Annotated in this window: 17 protein-coding genes and 1 tRNA gene; 7 read left to right on the top strand and 11 right to left on the bottom strand. The window is 65.5% G+C overall.

Annotated elements, in window-relative coordinates:
- Positions 1-88 precede the first annotated feature (88 nt).
- Positions 89-466 (top strand): hypothetical protein, encoded by a 378-nt coding sequence (locus ACJYUO_RS01115; protein ID WP_494343577.1) that lies wholly within the window; start codon positions 89-91, stop codon positions 464-466.
- A gap of 66 nt (positions 467-532) precedes the next feature.
- Here the strand turns inward: ACJYUO_RS01115 and ACJYUO_RS01110 are convergent.
- The 3 genes from ACJYUO_RS01110 to ACJYUO_RS01100 form a co-directional block, all read right to left on the bottom strand.
- Positions 533-605 (bottom strand) — tRNA-Pro (locus tag ACJYUO_RS01110).
- Positions 606-706: 101 nt separating this feature from the next.
- Positions 707-1,309: a tRNA (pseudouridine(54)-N(1))-methyltransferase TrmY gene (trmY, locus tag ACJYUO_RS01105; RefSeq protein ID WP_494343576.1), complete on the bottom strand. Its 603-nt coding sequence runs from the start codon at positions 1,307-1,309 to the stop codon at positions 707-709.
- 69 nt (positions 1,310-1,378) lie between these two features.
- Positions 1,379-1,936: a metal-dependent hydrolase gene (locus tag ACJYUO_RS01100; RefSeq protein ID WP_494343575.1), complete on the bottom strand. Its 558-nt coding sequence runs from the start codon at positions 1,934-1,936 to the stop codon at positions 1,379-1,381.
- A 106-nt stretch (positions 1,937-2,042) separates the two neighbouring features.
- Between ACJYUO_RS01100 and ACJYUO_RS01095 the strand changes: the two genes are divergently transcribed.
- Positions 2,043-2,228: an HVO_A0556 family zinc finger protein gene (locus ACJYUO_RS01095; RefSeq protein ID WP_494343574.1), complete on the top strand. Its 186-nt coding sequence runs from the start codon at positions 2,043-2,045 to the stop codon at positions 2,226-2,228.
- Positions 2,229-2,290: 62 nt separating this feature from the next.
- Here ACJYUO_RS01095 and ACJYUO_RS01090 read toward each other — a convergent pair whose 3' ends face one another.
- The 3 genes from ACJYUO_RS01090 to ACJYUO_RS01080 form a co-directional block, all read right to left on the bottom strand.
- Positions 2,291-2,479 (bottom strand): DUF8028 family protein, encoded by a 189-nt coding sequence (locus tag ACJYUO_RS01090; RefSeq protein WP_494343573.1) that lies wholly within the window; start codon positions 2,477-2,479, stop codon positions 2,291-2,293.
- A 7-nt stretch (positions 2,480-2,486) separates the two neighbouring features.
- A complete protein-coding gene (locus tag ACJYUO_RS01085; RefSeq protein WP_494343572.1) occupies positions 2,487-2,678 on the bottom strand; it encodes a DUF7511 domain-containing protein in 192 nt (63 codons plus the stop codon).
- 302 nt (positions 2,679-2,980) lie between these two features.
- On the bottom strand, positions 2,981-4,090 hold the full coding sequence (locus tag ACJYUO_RS01080; RefSeq protein ID WP_494343571.1) for a S1C family serine protease: 1,110 nt from the start codon (positions 4,088-4,090) through the stop codon (positions 2,981-2,983).
- Between the two features lie 138 nt (positions 4,091-4,228).
- On the opposite strand from ACJYUO_RS01080, the gene ACJYUO_RS01075 reads away from it, so the two are divergent.
- The 3 genes from ACJYUO_RS01075 (at position 4,229) to ACJYUO_RS01065 (ending at position 7,042) form a co-directional block, all read left to right on the top strand.
- A complete protein-coding gene (locus ACJYUO_RS01075; protein WP_494343570.1) occupies positions 4,229-5,608 on the top strand; it encodes a tRNA pseudouridine(54/55) synthase Pus10 in 1,380 nt (459 codons plus the stop codon).
- Between the two features lie 51 nt (positions 5,609-5,659).
- Positions 5,660-6,331 (top strand): ribonuclease HII, encoded by a 672-nt coding sequence (rnhB, locus tag ACJYUO_RS01070; protein WP_494343569.1) that lies wholly within the window; start codon positions 5,660-5,662, stop codon positions 6,329-6,331.
- A gap of 105 nt (positions 6,332-6,436) precedes the next feature.
- Positions 6,437-7,042, top strand: coding sequence for a trimeric intracellular cation channel family protein (locus ACJYUO_RS01065; RefSeq protein ID WP_494344416.1), 606 nt, complete (start codon positions 6,437-6,439; stop codon positions 7,040-7,042).
- A gap of 8 nt (positions 7,043-7,050) precedes the next feature.
- Here ACJYUO_RS01065 and ACJYUO_RS01060 read toward each other — a convergent pair whose 3' ends face one another.
- The 3 genes from ACJYUO_RS01060 to lonB are packed head-to-tail and all read right to left on the bottom strand — an operon-like array spanning position 7,051 to position 10,665.
- The gene (locus tag ACJYUO_RS01060; RefSeq protein WP_494343568.1) at positions 7,051-7,398 is read right to left on the bottom strand and encodes a hypothetical protein; all 348 of its coding nucleotides are present in this window, start codon (positions 7,396-7,398) and stop codon (positions 7,051-7,053) included.
- 24 nt (positions 7,399-7,422) lie between these two features.
- On the bottom strand, positions 7,423-8,502 hold the full coding sequence (locus ACJYUO_RS01055; RefSeq protein ID WP_494343567.1) for a CPBP family intramembrane glutamic endopeptidase: 1,080 nt from the start codon (positions 8,500-8,502) through the stop codon (positions 7,423-7,425).
- On the bottom strand, positions 8,503-10,665 hold the full coding sequence (gene lonB, locus ACJYUO_RS01050) for an ATP-dependent protease LonB (protein WP_494343566.1): 2,163 nt from the start codon (positions 10,663-10,665) through the stop codon (positions 8,503-8,505).
- Between the two features lie 299 nt (positions 10,666-10,964).
- Here lonB and ACJYUO_RS01045 point away from each other — a divergent pair, with 299 nt between their 5' ends.
- Positions 10,965-11,483 carry a nicotinamide-nucleotide adenylyltransferase gene (locus tag ACJYUO_RS01045; protein ID WP_494343565.1) on the top strand — a complete coding sequence of 173 codons (519 nt, stop codon included), beginning with the start codon at positions 10,965-10,967 and terminating at the stop codon, positions 11,481-11,483.
- A gap of 84 nt (positions 11,484-11,567) precedes the next feature.
- Positions 11,568-12,419, top strand: a complete 852-nt coding sequence (locus tag ACJYUO_RS01040; protein WP_494343564.1) for an SAM hydrolase/SAM-dependent halogenase family protein — start codon at positions 11,568-11,570, stop codon at positions 12,417-12,419.
- A 31-nt stretch (positions 12,420-12,450) separates the two neighbouring features.
- On the opposite strand, the gene ACJYUO_RS01035 is transcribed toward ACJYUO_RS01040, so the two are convergent.
- Together ACJYUO_RS01035 and thsA are read right to left on the bottom strand one after the other, a co-directional pair.
- A complete protein-coding gene (locus ACJYUO_RS01035; protein ID WP_494344415.1) occupies positions 12,451-12,819 on the bottom strand; it encodes a HalOD1 output domain-containing protein in 369 nt (122 codons plus the stop codon).
- A 120-nt stretch (positions 12,820-12,939) separates the two neighbouring features.
- The gene (thsA, locus tag ACJYUO_RS01030; RefSeq protein WP_494344414.1) at positions 12,940-14,484 is read right to left on the bottom strand and encodes a thermosome subunit alpha; all 1,545 of its coding nucleotides are present in this window, start codon (positions 14,482-14,484) and stop codon (positions 12,940-12,942) included.
- Between the last annotated feature and the right edge of the window lie 110 nt (positions 14,485-14,594).

Raw genomic sequence — 14,594 nt, 5'->3', positions numbered from 1 at the left:
TCGATGAGACGCCGGCTGAGAATGGCATCGCTGCTGGTGACTGGATTTCACAAATACATTGATAGGTACGCCATCGAAATCGTGGTGTATGCCCGACACAGACACCGACGAACAGTTAGATCAGTTCCTCCGACGCGTCGAGGAAGCGACCGGGGAAGAACCGCTCCCCGACCCGTACATCGGAGACATCTGCTGGTTTATGATTCACCACCCTCTCGAGTTCCAAGGCGAGACGTTTACTGCCGAGTTCGACATCAATCTCTCTGAGGACGGTGTTACACCACAGTGGGGCGAAATCCGAATTGCCCTTCCTAACGAGGAGCGCGAGGCGATTCTGAAAGATGTCGCAGATCGAATCGAGTACACCGAGGGCGAGGAAGCACTCTACGAATTCTCGGCATCAGAAGACCAAATCCCTGGCCTGATGGAGGACCTCCGTAAGGTCCACGCTGAAATCTACGAGTGAACACTCGCGAGAACGCGGTTACGGCCACCCGAAGGCCGTTGCTGGAGGAACAAAAGTGGGGAAAAGTGGGCCGGCGCGAATTCGAATCGCGGTTACGGCCACCCGAAGGCCGAAGGATACCAAGCTACCCCACCGGCCCGCATTCAGAACGTGCGCGTCCGGCGGTTTAACGCTTGCGAAAGGGATCATCCGACCGCCGGACGGGAGTCGATTTCTCGAGCGAGAACACAGTAGCCGACCTCAAAACTGCTCGTAGCCGTCCGTGTCCAGAAAGTGATGCGCGACGGTGATGGCCTGATCCGCGTGCAGCAGTTCGGGGCCGAGCCGGAGCCGCCGATCCGCGTAGTCCTCGAGCACCGCCGCCTCGTCGTCAGTGAAGTCGTGGTGGTCGGAGAGCACGAAGATCGAGTCCGCGAGGGCGTCTGCGCCCACGTCGACGACCGCCTCGCCGTCCTCGTGGAGCTGGACGATCGGGCCGTCAGCAGCGATTTCCTCGAGCGTGGCCTCGAAGCCGCGCCGGTACAGTTCGATGCCGGGGCTGGGTTCGGCGGGCAGCGCGCCGATGGCCTCGTCGCGGTGCTCGAGGGCTTTGCGGACCAACGCGGCGGTGCTTCGCTCGTCGGGGTTGAGCCGCTGGAGGTCGCGCCCGTCGAAGGTGATCGTGAGTTCGTCCTGGACGATCAGGTGGACGCAAACGTCCTCGCGGATCCCGTGGGAAGTGACGAAGGCGGCGGTGATCGATCGACAGAGGGCGTCGAGGCGACCCGCGCCGCCCGCGAGATCGTCGAGCGAGAACTCGGGCTCCGTGGGAACGTCGTGACCGATGAGTACGAACTGGCGCATACGGGAGGGTAGCGGGCCGGCGGGATAGCCGCCACGATTCGGCGGTCCCGGTGCCGTCGCGACGAGCAATCAGGACCGGGTTCCGAACCGCCGCGCGAGCGGGTCGGACACGAGTTCGAGACCGGGCGTGCCGTCGCGGTACCAGACGAGGGCGGCGACGACGAAGAGGCCGAACTGGATCCACTCGTAGGGCCCCAGCGCGTAGTAGTGGAGGATCGCGTCGATGATACCGGCGACGGGATCTTCAGGTGGCTGCTCGAGGACCGGCCAGAAGAGATAGGCGGCGTGTGCGAACTCCCCGGAGAGAACCGCCGGCGGAACGTCCGCGAGGAGGTGCGAGCAGTAGCCGACGAGGAAGGCGACGCCGAGAGCGCGGCGCTCGAGTCGGTCGGCGACGAAGACGACGGTCGGGACGAGGAGGGCGACGACGAACAGCGAGTGAGCGAGGGTTCGCCCGCCGGGTAAGATCCCGAAATTCCACGCGAGGGGCTTATCGATCAGGTCCGGCATCTGCGAGCCGACCGCAAGCGCGATCGCGGGGATCGTCCGCGGCGGCCGGCCGAACCGGCGGTGTGTAACGACGGTGTACAACAGGTAGGCGACGGCGAGGTGTCCCCAGGGCCACATTCCTGCGGCCGTACACCGGAGGCAGGCATAGGCGCTTCGACTCGACTCCGTCGCATTGCATAGGCATGGCCAACCGTTTCCCCCGTTTCCCGTATGCAGTGACTATATGGCCAAATCAGAGTCCTCGCAGTCGAGCGGCAAACGGCGGTTGCTCGCGACCCTCGAGGGACGGTCCTGCCAGCACTGTCCCGATGGCGAACTCGTTCGGGATACGTACAAGGACAACAGAGCGATCGTCTGTGACAGTTGTGGCACGCCGCGAGTGCAGGTCTGGTCGACCTCGCTCGACTGATTTCAGCCGTCACGAGGTGTGAAGAAGATGCATCTCGTCGATCCGAAAGCGAAGAGCCGAGGTCACTGCGATCGCGACCCCGGATAGTCGTGGCCGACGACGAGGGCGAGCGCGTGGACCACGAGCAGGGCGACGAACAGCGAGAGTCGGCTCCCCGAGTCGATCCCGACGACGATGATGGGAAGGTAGGCAACGGGTAACGTGGTGCCGAGCCAGAAGCCGGCAGCGGTGACGGAGCGGCTCAGGGCCATTGGCGGGCTAGCGCATTGACTCGAGGGCGACGAACGAACCGTCGTAGGCGGAGATCCACGCAGTCATCAGTTCGTCCTCGCTGGCGTTGTAGGGGAAGATCGCGCACTCGTCGGGAGCGTCGTCGTTTTCGACCGTGACGTGATCGAGTGCGGTCGTCGGTTCCTCGCTGTCTGGGGCGTGAAAGTCGGCGTCGGTCATGGATATCGGGCGACGGGTACTCGCGCCGATCGATGCTACCGGATCAAATACTATTGTTATCGAGTAACTAATCCGAGGGAGACGGACGATAGCGTCCGATTCCGTCTCGATTCAGACGATTCAATCGCTCGAAAAAGAACGCAACGAGCCCTGACGTGTACGAGACCGCTATGAGACTCGGAGAATCTTTCGGCGGCATCGTCGTCGGCGTAAAGGAGTGGTTTCGAACGGTTCAGTCCGTCCCGTCTCTCGCTTACACGTTTTCGTCCGCAGTCCACGACCAATTGAATCCGTCTGGCCGCCTAGACCGACGGCCGACTGCCGAGCGTGAGGTCTCTGGTGATCTTCCGGCCGTCCCGTCGGAGCCCCACCGAGAGCGACTCTTCGGGACTTGTCTCGAGTGCGAGATACGTCGAGAGGGCGTGGCGATCGGGGATCGGCTCGCCGTTTAGCTCGCGGATAACGTCGCCGCCGACGGGGATCCGCTCGCCGCGTCGCCTGACCGTCCGTGTGGACGGCCGGAGGACGCCGTCGGCGGCCGAGCCGTCCGCGACGCTGACCACGAGGGTCCCGGTCGCCGTCTCGAGGTCGTTGGCATCCGCGACGAGCCGGTCGACGGTCCGCTGCTGGATGCCGACGTAGGAGTGGTCGTACGAGCCGATCTCGATGAGCGACGGGATGACGCGCTCGGCCAGCGCCGCCGAGATCGCGAAGGCGACGTTGTCGCCGCCCCCAGAGTTGACGACCCCGATGACGTTCCCGTCGAGGTCGACGAGCGGGCCGCCGCTGTTGCCGGGGTTGACGGCCGCGTCGGTCTGGACGACGTTGGGGAACGGGAACGGCCGATTGTCGACGGAAAGCGTGCGGTCGACGCCGCTGACGATCCCCGTTGTCATCGATCCCTCGAGGCCGAAGGGGTTGCCCATCGCGGCCACCTGCTGGCCGACGACGGGACGCTGCTCGGTCAGGGACAGCGGCGTCGCCGACTCGGGGACGTGATTGACCTCGAGGACGGCCAGATCGCTGTAGTAGTCCCGACCGACGAGTCTGGTGTCGGTCCAGTCGCCGGTGATGTACTGGAGGTCGGCCGCCTCGCCGTTGCTGATGACGTGGTCGTTGGTGACGACGTGGCGGTCGTCGTAGAGAAATCCCGACCCCTGACCGCGCCCTTCGGCACCGGTATCGGGGTTCGTGATTCCGAAGACGCGGACCTGCGTGACCGATTCGATGATCGCATTGTAGAGGTCGGTAAAGGCCGATCCCGCCGCGAGGTCGCCCCTGTCGATATCGTACGCGGAGTCGCCCTCGATCGAGCTGTCGGCTTGGGGCTCGGCACAGCCCGCGACGGCACCGGCGAGGCCGGCGCTCGCGGCGGCGAGAAACGAGCGCCGATCCAGTCGGGAATCGTTCATTATCGAGGGCTAGCACTGACCCCATTTGAACCTCCGGACTCATAGCCAGCGCTTTCAAGCGGCGGACGGCTCCGACGACGAGTCGTCGCCGCTCGCGAAGGGAAAACGTGTTACCCGCGGCCCCCCGATTCTCGAGACATGATCACGGAAGACGCCCGCGCGTTGCTGGCGACCGGAGCCGTCTGTGACTCCTGTCTCGGACGGCCGTTCGCCGAGCGAAGCTTCGGGCTGACCAACGCCGAGCGTGGCCGGGCGCTGCGGACGACGGTCGCGCTGGCCGACGACGATGACTTCGAATCCACCGACCCCGCGGACTGCTGGGTCTGTGAGGGCTACTGCGGGACCTTCGACGCCGTCGCCGAGACGATCGTCGACGCCCTCGAGGGGGTCGACTTCGACACCTATCAGGTCGGCACTCGCGTCCCGCCGCTGGTCGAGGAGAACGAACGCCTGCTCCGGGAGGACGCCGGGCTCGAGCCCGACGCCGGCGAGTCGATGAAACGCGAAATGAACCGCGAAGTCGGGCGGCGCGTCGGCGCGCTGACCGAGACCGAGGTCGACTTCGACCGGCCCGACGTGCTCGCGGTCGTCGATCTCGAGGGGTTCGACCCGCTCGAGGCCCTCGAGTCGGACAGCGTCACGGGTCACGCGGTCGACGTCCAGATCAACCCCGCGTTCGTCTACGGCCGCTACCGCAAGCTCGAGCGCGATATTCCTCAGACGGAGTGGCCCTGCCGGGAGTGTGGCGGCAGCGGCATTCAGTTGGGCGACGACGGCGAGGAACCCTGTGACTACTGCGGCGGCTCCGGCTACATGTACGACACGAGCGTCGAACAAGTCGTCCGTCCCCACGTCGTCGACGCCATGGACGGCGACGAGGGTACCTTCCACGGTGCGGGCCGCGAAGACGTCGACGCTCGCATGCTCGAGGGCGGGCGGCCGTTCGTCCTCGAGGTGAAACGACCCCGCGTGCGAGACCCCGATCCGGCGGCACTCGAGCGGGAGATCAACGCGGCGGCCGACGGCTCCGTCGAGGTCGAGGGCCTACGGCTGGCGACCTACGAGATGGTCGAGCGGGTCAAGGAACACGACGCGAGTAAGCACTACCGCGCCGATGTCGAGTTCGCCGACCCGATCGACGAGGCCGACTTCGACGCGGCGCTCGCGGAACTCGAGGGGACGACCGTCGACCAGTACACGCCCGAGCGAGTCGACCACCGGCGGGCGGGCCTGACCCGCGAGCGAACCGTCTACGGGATCGACGGCGACCTGCGGTCGTCGGCCGAGGCCGAAGTGCGACTCCACGGCGAGGGCGGGCTCTACGTGAAGGAACTCATCAGCAGCGACGACGGCCGCACCGAACCCAGTCTGGCCGGCCTGCTCGAGACCGACGCCGAAGTGACGGCACTCGACGTGACCGGCGTCGAAGGGGAGTCGGAACCGTTCGAGCGCGAGGAGTACTTCCTCGACGAGCCGCGATCGGCGTCCGAAGACGAGGTCGCGGAGACGGCCGACTGACGACCGCGACGAGTCGCAACGACTTTCTTTTCCGCACCTGACTCCCTCGGTATGCCATTCGGCGTCGACGAAGCCGGCAAGGGCCCCGCGCTGGGGTCGATGTTCGCCGCAGCCGTTCACTGCGGGGACACGGCGACCCTGCCAGACGGTATTCGGGACTCGAAACGGCTCAGCCCCGAGCGACGCGAGGAACTGGCAGCGACCCTGCGAGCCGACGATCGGATCGCGGTCGGCGTCGCCGAGATCACGCCGACGCGGATCGACGACCCCGGAACGGACATGAACTCGCTCGCGGTCACGGCCCACGCCGAAGCGATCGAGGGGGTAGTCGCCGATCTCGATCGAGACGAGACCGAAAACGGACCGATTTCGGGACTCTGTGACGCCTGTGATACCGACGCCGACCGCTTCGCCCGTCGGGTCGCCGACGCCTGCTCGCTCGAGGGCCTCGCCGTCGACGCCCGCCACGGTGCCGACGACGACTCGCCGCTCGTCGGTGCGGCAAGCATTATCGCCAAGGTCGAACGAGACGCCCACATGGCCGCCTTTGCGGACGAGTACGGCCCGGTCGGCAGCGGCTACCCGGGCGATTCGACCACCCGCGAGTTCCTCGCGTCCTACGTCGACGAGCACTGCGACCTCCCGCCGTTCGCGCGAGAATCGTGGTCGACCTGCGAGGACGCCCTCGCCGACGCCGAACAGACCGGCCTCGAGCAGTTTTAGCGGTCGGTTCGGGTCGATGCGTAGCGCTCAAGACGCTCGCCGACCTCGAGGAAACCAGTGACAGAAGCGTTGATTGGGGCGTTTGTCGTCGATCCGTTCGCCGCGATGAACGCGATCGGGCTCGTGGCGTTTGCGCTGGTCGGCTCGAGCAAGGCGATCCGCGAGGAGTTCGACCTGTTCGGCGTCGCCGTCGTCGGACTCGTCACGGCGTTTGCCGGCGGTGCGACGCGGGACCTGCTCGTCAACCGGATTCCGTTGGCGCTCCAGTCCCCGAGCGAGATCGCGCTCGGACTGTTCGGCGTGGCGCTGGCGATCGGGGTAAGCGCCGTCTTCGAAACGGCGGACGACCATCCGATCGCGCTGTGTTCCGACGCCGTCGGACTCGCCGCCTTTACCACGGCCGGGGCCATCGTCGCGACCGAGGCCGGCGTCTCGGGCTTCGGCGTCGTCGCGATCGCGACGATCAACGCCGTCGGCGGCGGCGCGTTCGCAGACATTTTGCTCGATCGCTCGCCGTTTATTCTGCTCGAGGACTTCTACGCCAGTTGCGCGGTGCTCGGCGCCAGCACTTACTGGCTCGTCGTCTTGCTCGGCGGCTCCGGAAGCGTCGCCGCAGCGATCTGTGCGGCGGTAACGGTCGGGACGCGCATGACAGCAGTGAGCCGCGGTTGGACCGTCCCGACGGCGCAGGTGCTTCGGACGAGTCCGTAAGGTCGACGCTACGTGGCCCGATACCAGACCGTATAGACGTAGCAGCCGACACCGAGAAAGACGAGCAGCGAGGAGAGCCCGTCGGCGATCGCCGACGCGGCGAGGACGGCGACGAACTGCAACAGGCCGCCGGCGACGAGCGAGCCCGCGGCCGCGAGCAGCGCCGGACCCGGATCCGTCGCTTGCCGGTACAGCAACGCGCCCACGGCAATCGCGATTATTCCGAACCCGAACGCCGAGACGGTGAGCGCCAGCGGATCGTTCGTCACCGTCGCGTAGGCCAACAGGGCGAAGTAGCCGAGGATCAGGGCGACGATCGCTCGAGAGCGAGCCGTCGACCGGGCAGTCGCGTTCATACCGTCTCAACCGGCTCCCGGCCCTTAGCCTTCGAGGGTCTCGGCCCACTCGAGGCCCAGCCCCTCGTGGACGACGAACTCGAGGGCGTTGACGAGATAGTGAGCGACGACGACGACCAGGAAGCTTCCGGTGACGATGAAGACGGCCGCGAGGACGAACCCGAGGAGGCCCGTGACGAGGACCCCGATCGAGCCCTGCATGCCGTGACCGAGCGCGAACGCGATCGAGGAGACGACCGCGAGCAGCCACGGCGAGACGCCGAAGCCGGCGGCGGGAACGCCGATCATCGCCGCCCGGAAGAGGAACTCCTCGAAGACGGCGATGATCGGCAAGACGCCGCCCAGAAGAAGCAGCCAGCCGCCGACCGACTCGGGCGAGAGCAGTTCGCGGAGATCCTCCTCGTGATCGAACCCGAGATGCGTCGCGATCGCCGCGGCGAGTTCGTTCGCGACGTAGAAGACGATCCCGGCGGCCGCCCCCCAGAGCAGCCCCGTCTCGAGGGCCGAGACGGAGAACTCGATACCGAGTGCCGAGGCCGGAATCGCCGTGTAGACCGCCGCACCGAGCAACACGAGCGCGAACAGCCCCTGTGAGAAGGCGACGTTCGCGAGGACCATCCCGGTCGACAGCGAGTCCGGATCGACGCCGCGATCAGCCGGCCGTCGGCGATCGGCGTCGGCAGCGGCCGGGTCCCGTTCAGACCTCGAGTCGCGGGGTGGCCCGGTTTGATCAGCGGCGATCCGTTCGGTTCGGTCGTCGCGATCGATGGTCTCTGTGGCCCTCGAGGCCGGTCGCTGTTCCGAGGGTTCGTCGGCGACTCGAGTGCGTTCGGTCGGATCGCGCGCCGCTGTAGCGGTCGAATCGGGGTTGGTCTCGCCGCGTTCGGCCCGGTCCGCCTCGGAATTGTCAGCGGGAATGTCGACCGCGATATCGGCGCGGTCGCCGTCGGTACCGGCCGGCGTCTCGGGTTGGGGATTGGAATTCCCACCGGAGACACGATCGGCGTCACCGTCGCTAAACGAGGATTGGGTCAGATGCGATAGAACGAGCAGCAAGACGAGGACGACGCCCGTTATGCCGACGAACGCCGCCCACTGGGGCATTTACTGCGGGCTGGGGTTCGAGCCGCCGGCGGAGCCGACGGTGCTCTGATCGAACGCCGTTCCGGTGATCGACTTGAGTCGATCGACCAGCGAGTCCTTCTTCGGTTCGCCCATCAGGGCGACGTCGAGGACTTCGCTGATGTTCGAACAGGGGATGATCTCGATCATGTCCTCGTACTCCTCTTCGATCATCACGTCCTGTTCGTTCGCCTTGGGAATGATGACCTTGGTACAGCCGGCCTTCGCGGCGGCTTCGATCTTGTGGGTGACCCCACCGACCGGGAGCACGTCGCCGCGGACCGACAGCGAGCCGGTCATGGCGACCGACTGGTCGACCGGGATGTTCTCGAGGGCACTGATAACGGCGGTCGCCACCGTGATGGAGGCGGAATCACCGTCGACGCCCTGCTGGCCGGCCTGGACGAACTGGATGTGGATGTCCTTCTCCGAGAGATCCACGTCGGAGAACTTCTTGATGATCGCGGAGACGTTCTGGACCGACTCCTCGGCCATCTCCTGGAGTTTGCCGGTGGCGATCACCTGACCGCCGCCCTGTGCGGGGGCGATCTCGGCCATGACGGGGAGCATGATCCCCGAGTCCTCGCCCATGACGGCGAGGCCGTTGACGCGGCCTTCGACGCCGCCTTCGTTGACCTGCAGTTCGTAGTCCTTGCGCCGTTCGATGTAGTCGTCGGCGAGCTGTTGCTCGATCGAACGCGAGCGCCGCTTTGCCTGCAAGACGTCGTCGCGAGTGGTGTTCTCCCGGTCCTCGGCGCGAGCGATGTCGCCGGCGACGCGGACCAGCCCACCGAGGCTACGGAACAGCAGCGTGAGGTGGTTTTTGCGGCCCGAGCGACGTTTCGCCTCGAGGATGACTTCCTCGACGGCTTCGTCGGTGAAGTGGGGGAGGCGGCCGTCGCGTTCGACCTCCTGTGCGATGAAGCGGGCGTACTTGCGCCGCATCTCGGGGGTATCCTCGATGGTGTCGTCCATGTAGACCTCGTACCCGTACCCCTTGATCCGGTTGCGGAGCGCGGGGTGCATGTTCTCCATGGCGTCGAGGTTCCCGGCGGCGACCATGATGAAGTCACAGGGGACGGGCTCGGTCTGGACCATCGCGCCCGAGGAGCGCTCGGACTGGCCCGTGATGGCGAACTCGCCTTCCTGGATCGCCGTCATCAGCTTCTGTTGGGTGCGGATGTCGAGCGTGTTGATCTCGTCGACGAACAGCACGCCCTTGTTGGACTTGTGGATCGAGCCGGGTTCGACGCGGTCGTGGCTCGGGGTCTCCATGCCGCCGGACTGGAACGGGTCGTGGCGGACGTCGCCCAGCAGTGCGCCGGCGTGGGCACCGGTCGCGTCCTCGAAGGGCGCGACGCGCTGATCGCCGTTGTTGACGATCATGTTGGGCACCATCGCGTCGGTGCCCCGAGAGGTGTAGCGGAAGATCAGCCAGATGATCCCGGCCGCGAGGACGCCGAGCAGAATGCTGGCGGGGCTGAGGATCGCGTAGCCGATGACAACCGCGATGATGATCCACATCAGGATCGAGCGCATCTGATTGCGCTTGCGGGCTTCCTCCTTGTGGGCGTCGATGATCTGTTCGCCCTTCCCGGCAGGAACGGTTCGGACCTTCGGCTCGTTGCCGTCGTCCGGGTTGTGGTAGACTAAGACATCTTGGAGATCTTCCTTCGGAAGCAGTTGGCTCATCGCCTTCGCCAGCATCGACTTGCCGGTCCCCGGCGAGCCGATCATCATGACGTGCCGGCGCTGCTTCGCTGCCTTGATGATGATATCTCGTGCTTCGTCTTGGCCAATGACCTGATCGACGAGCCGATCGGGGACTTCGATGTCCGCCGTGGAGTCGATCTTGAGGCCGCCGAGAAGGTCGTCCTCGGCGATATCCTCGTCGACCTCGACGCCCGGGTCGACCTCGACTGTACTCCCGAGGTCTTCGACGGTCTCGATGTCGTCGCCGTCCTCCTCATCGGGCGACGGCTCGAACTCGTCGATTGGATCGTCGACGTCGGTGCGGCGGTCGCCGTCCTCCTCAGGCGGCGACCGGTCTCCCTGACGCTCGGACTGCTCGGCGGGGACATCCCCGTCCGAAGCGGTCTCCGAAGCGTCTTCGGGAGGGTCGTCAACGTTCGTATCGTTACTCATAGAACTCTGTTCAGTACCTGATTCGAAGGGATTGCGACTGATATACTTTCTCCATGCGGAGGATGCTGTCAGTCGCTGATACCGGAGAGAACAGCGGTCGACGGTGGCGATCAGGTCACAGCACCCATTCATTTCGTTCACAGTCAACTTTTTCGGAATATATTTCGGTGTGATCAGTCACGAGCGAAGCCTATAAACGAGCGGCGGAAACTACCGTCGTAGTCGTTCGGTCAAGCGCTACCGCCTCGAGCCGTGGGCAACTCGCCACCCTTAAGCGCCGTGCCCGAGCAGTTCCCGCTATGACTCGGGGGTTCTATATCGGTCGCTTTCAGCCCTTCCACAACGGCCACCGGAGCATGGTCGAACAGATTGCCGAGGACGTCGACGAACTCGTCCTCGGAATCGGGAGCGCCGACGATTCCCACACCGTCCGCAACCCGTTTACCGCGGGCGAACGGATCATGATGATCACGAAATCGCTCGTCGATTACGACATCGTTACCTACGCTGTTCCGATCGAGGACTTAGAGCGGAACTCGGTCTGGGTGAGCCACGTCCAGAGCATGAGCCCGGACTTCGACGTGGCCTACTCGAACAACCCGCTGGTCATCCAGCTCTTTCGAGAGGCCGACATCGAGATCCGCCAGTCGCCGATGTTCAACCGCGAGGTCCTCGAGGGCTCGGAGGTCCGCGAGCGGATGATCACTGGCGGCGACTGGGAGTCGCTCGTCCCCGAACCCGTCGTCGGCGTCGTCGAGGAGATGAACGGCATCGAGCGGATCCAGATGGTCAGCGACTCGGACTCGAACGGGGAGTAACGAGTCACGAACCTCCGATACCTGCGATCGCACCGGCAGTGTAGAGACGTATCGATTTTCACCGTTCGTGCCCTACGCCGGACCATGATTACGCTCGCGTCCGATTTCGGGACGCCGTATCCGGCGGCCATGAAAGGAGTGCTGTTGCAGCGAACGGATGCCCGACTGGTCGATGTCGCACACGACTTTCCCCGACAGGACGTTCGAACGGCCGCCTTCTGGCTTCGAGAGGTATTGCCGTACTTTCCGCCCGCGACCCATCTCGTCGTCGTCGATCCCGGCGTCGGAACCGACCGGAACGCGATCGTCCTTCAAGCAGGTGATCACACCCTCGTCGGGCCCGACAACGGCGTCTTGCTCCCCGCGGCGCGACGGCTCGCGGGGAGCGAGGACCAACTCGAGTCCTCCGTGATCGACGAGGACGCCCTCGAGCCCGTGGAACCGACGACGGCGAAAGACCCGATGGACGACTCGAGTGCGAACGCCGGTCGACCGTCACAGCCCCGAAGCAACACCTTCCACGGCCGGGATGTCTTCGCTCCTGCTGCCGCCGCGGTCCACGACAGCGATCGCGGCGCGATAGACTCGCTCGAGTGGCTCGAGCCGACCGCGATAGCCGTCGACCTCGAGTTTCCCGACCCCGTCCTCGAGGATGGGCGAGCGGTGGGCGAGGTGCTGGTAGTCGACGATTTCGGAAACGCGATCACGAACGTCCCCGGCTCGTATCTTACCGGGCGGGAGCGGGTGGCGGCGAACGGCGACACCGTCCCGGTCGGCGAGACGTTCGCGGCCGTCCCCGCCGGGGAGCGACTCGCGACCGTCGGCAGCCACGGCTACGTCGAACTCGACGTGAATCGGGGCCGCGGCGACGAGGCCTTCGGACTCGAGCCCGGTGATCGGGTCGTCCTCGAGCCGATATCGGACGGTATCGACTGACTCGAGCGGGCGGATGCGGTCGCCGGGTCGGTCAGCCGTCGATCACGATGTCCCGTCGCGTCGGATCGATGATAATCTCGCCGTCGGCGTGGACCGTGACGTGACACCGCGAGAACGTAAACGAGATCGAGCCGTCGCCGATTCGCGGTTCGTCCCCGCGCCAGTGGACGAACAGGGCGTTCAGCGCGTCCGGTTCGACACACTCCGAGAGCGCTTCGAGGTCGTCGGGTTCGACCCCGAGCACCGACGAGACGGTCATCAGAAGGGCGGTGCTCACCGGCTCGTACGCGCCGTCGTCACACCACGTGTGGTACGTGCCCTCCCCCTCGTCGTAGTAGACCGTGCGACCGTCAGTGGAACCGATCGGCGTCAGGGTCTTTCGCGGAGCGGGCCCGGACATCATATATTTGACTAATGTGTGTTAACACTTAACAATAATGGCCGACAGCGGCGGTCCTCACCGTGCCACTCAGCCGCGAATAAAAAACGGGATCTGAAACGGCCGCCGCGAACGGCGACGTTATTCGGCGGCGATGACGTCGTCGATGCGGGCGATCATCGTGGCGGCTTCGGTCGCGCTCTCGACGGCTTCACGTTTGACGTCGGCGGGGTCGACGACGCCGTGGTCGAAGGGATCGTCGATCGTGACCTCGTCGCCGCTGGTGATCAGTCCCGCTCGGCCCTCGGACTCGTGGGCGGCACGGAGGTCCACGAGCACGTCGATGGGATCGCGACCGGTGTTGGCCGCGAGCGTTCGGGGGATGATGTCGACCGCGTCGGCGAAGGCCGTCACGGCGAGTTGTTTGCGGCCCTCGATACCGGCGGCTTCCTGGCGGATCTTGTCCGCGATCGCGATCTCGGTCGCGCCCGCGCCGGGAACGACTTCGCCGGATTCCAGCGCCGTCGCGACGACGTCGAGGGCGTCGCCGATGGCGCGCTCGAGTTCGTCGACGATGTGTTCGGTGCCGCCGCGGACGAAGACGGTGACCGTCTCGGCGGCCGCGCCGCCTTCGACGAAGGCGAGGTCGTCGTCGCCGTAGGTCTCGGTGTGGATGCGGTCGGCCGAGCCGAAGTCGGACTCCTCGAGGTCGTCGAGGTCGCCGACGCGGCGTGCACCGGTCGCGGAGGCGACCTGTCGTGCGTCGCTGTCGCCGAGGCCCTCGAAGACGAGGACGCCCTCGTTTGCGAGTGCGTTGGCGACGCGGTCGTTTACGTCTTCAGTCGTGAAGACGACATCAGCACCGCTCTCGGCGACGGTTTCGGCGTAGCCCTCGAGTTCGCCTTCCTCGGCGTCGATGGCGGCGTTGAGCTGGTCGATCGAGTCGATGGCGTACTCAGCGTCGACGTCGCCGGTTCGGACGCCGAGCTCGACGTCCAGAATGGCGATCGACGCGTCCTCGACCTCGCTCGGCATGCCGTCGTGGGCGGGCTCCTCGTCGACGATGATCCCGGGGACGAGTTCGGTCGCGTTCGAGGAAGCTCCGATCTGCGTGTGAACGGTAACGTTGTCGCGTGCGACGCCTGCGTCAGTGTCGACGTGGCGGATCGCTTCGACGACGGTCTCGGCCAGCGACGCGGCAGTGAGTCCGCCGGTGCCTTTGCCGGTCATACAGGACTCGGCGACCTGGCGCAGGATCTCGTCGTCGACGTCGGCCTCGTTGACCTGCTCGGCGATCGCCTCGAGGGCGATTTCGCTGGCCTCGTGATAGCCCTCGACGATCGTCGTCGCGTGAACGTCCTGTTCGATGAGGTCCTCGGCCTCGCCCAGCAGGTTGCCGGCGAGGACGGCCGCGGTCGTCGTGCCGTCGCCGACTTCCTCCTCTTGGGAGTCGGAGACTTCGACGATCATCTGGGCCGCGGGGTGCTCGATATCCATCTCGTTGAGGATGGTCGCGCCGTCGTTCGTGATGACGACGTCCCCGCCGGAGTCGACGAGCATCTTGTCCATACCGCGGGGTCCGAGTGTGGTACGTACCGACTCGGCGACGGCCTTGCCGGCCATGATGTTCGACGACTGGGCGTCGCGGCCCTGCGTTCGCTGACTATCCTCGCTCATAATGAACATGGGCTGCCCACCCATGCGTCGCTGTTGTGCCATCGTTGATCCTCACTAACCATGTCGTTAGCACTTCTATATAAATCTTCCTCTCCAACCACCGCTCCGTCTTGCGATTG

This window comes from Natrinema sp. CRL1 (assembly GCF_059162405.1).
The sequence above is the reverse complement of the archived record's forward strand: the minus strand, read 5'-3'. Positions and strand labels throughout refer to the sequence as shown.

Excerpts from the sequence above, each read along its gene's own strand:
- ACJYUO_RS01115 (WP_494343577.1), top strand. The coding sequence starts at position 89 with ATGCCCGACACAGACACCGACGAACAGTTAGATCAGTTCCTCCGACGC.
- trmY (WP_494343576.1), bottom strand. The coding sequence starts at position 1,309 with ATGCGCCAGTTCGTACTCATCGGTCACGACGTTCCCACGGAGCCCGAG.
- ACJYUO_RS01100 (WP_494343575.1), bottom strand. The coding sequence starts at position 1,936 with ATGTGGCCCTGGGGACACCTCGCCGTCGCCTACCTGTTGTACACCGTC.
- ACJYUO_RS01095 (WP_494343574.1), top strand. The coding sequence starts at position 2,043 with ATGGCCAAATCAGAGTCCTCGCAGTCGAGCGGCAAACGGCGGTTGCTC.
- ACJYUO_RS01090 (WP_494343573.1), bottom strand. The coding sequence starts at position 2,479 with ATGGCCCTGAGCCGCTCCGTCACCGCTGCCGGCTTCTGGCTCGGCACC.
- ACJYUO_RS01085 (WP_494343572.1), bottom strand. The coding sequence starts at position 2,678 with ATGACCGACGCCGACTTTCACGCCCCAGACAGCGAGGAACCGACGACC.
- ACJYUO_RS01080 (WP_494343571.1), bottom strand. The coding sequence starts at position 4,090 with ATGAACGATTCCCGACTGGATCGGCGCTCGTTTCTCGCCGCCGCGAGC.
- ACJYUO_RS01075 (WP_494343570.1), top strand. The coding sequence starts at position 4,229 with ATGATCACGGAAGACGCCCGCGCGTTGCTGGCGACCGGAGCCGTCTGT.
- rnhB (WP_494343569.1), top strand. The coding sequence starts at position 5,660 with ATGCCATTCGGCGTCGACGAAGCCGGCAAGGGCCCCGCGCTGGGGTCG.
- ACJYUO_RS01065 (WP_494344416.1), top strand. The coding sequence starts at position 6,437 with ATGAACGCGATCGGGCTCGTGGCGTTTGCGCTGGTCGGCTCGAGCAAG.
- ACJYUO_RS01060 (WP_494343568.1), bottom strand. The coding sequence starts at position 7,398 with ATGAACGCGACTGCCCGGTCGACGGCTCGCTCTCGAGCGATCGTCGCC.
- ACJYUO_RS01055 (WP_494343567.1), bottom strand. The coding sequence starts at position 8,502 with ATGCCCCAGTGGGCGGCGTTCGTCGGCATAACGGGCGTCGTCCTCGTC.
- lonB (WP_494343566.1), bottom strand. The coding sequence starts at position 10,665 with ATGAGTAACGATACGAACGTTGACGACCCTCCCGAAGACGCTTCGGAG.
- ACJYUO_RS01045 (WP_494343565.1), top strand. The coding sequence starts at position 10,965 with ATGACTCGGGGGTTCTATATCGGTCGCTTTCAGCCCTTCCACAACGGC.
- ACJYUO_RS01040 (WP_494343564.1), top strand. The coding sequence starts at position 11,568 with ATGATTACGCTCGCGTCCGATTTCGGGACGCCGTATCCGGCGGCCATG.
- ACJYUO_RS01035 (WP_494344415.1), bottom strand. The coding sequence starts at position 12,819 with ATGTCCGGGCCCGCTCCGCGAAAGACCCTGACGCCGATCGGTTCCACT.
- thsA (WP_494344414.1), bottom strand. The coding sequence starts at position 14,484 with ATGTTCATTATGAGCGAGGATAGTCAGCGAACGCAGGGCCGCGACGCC.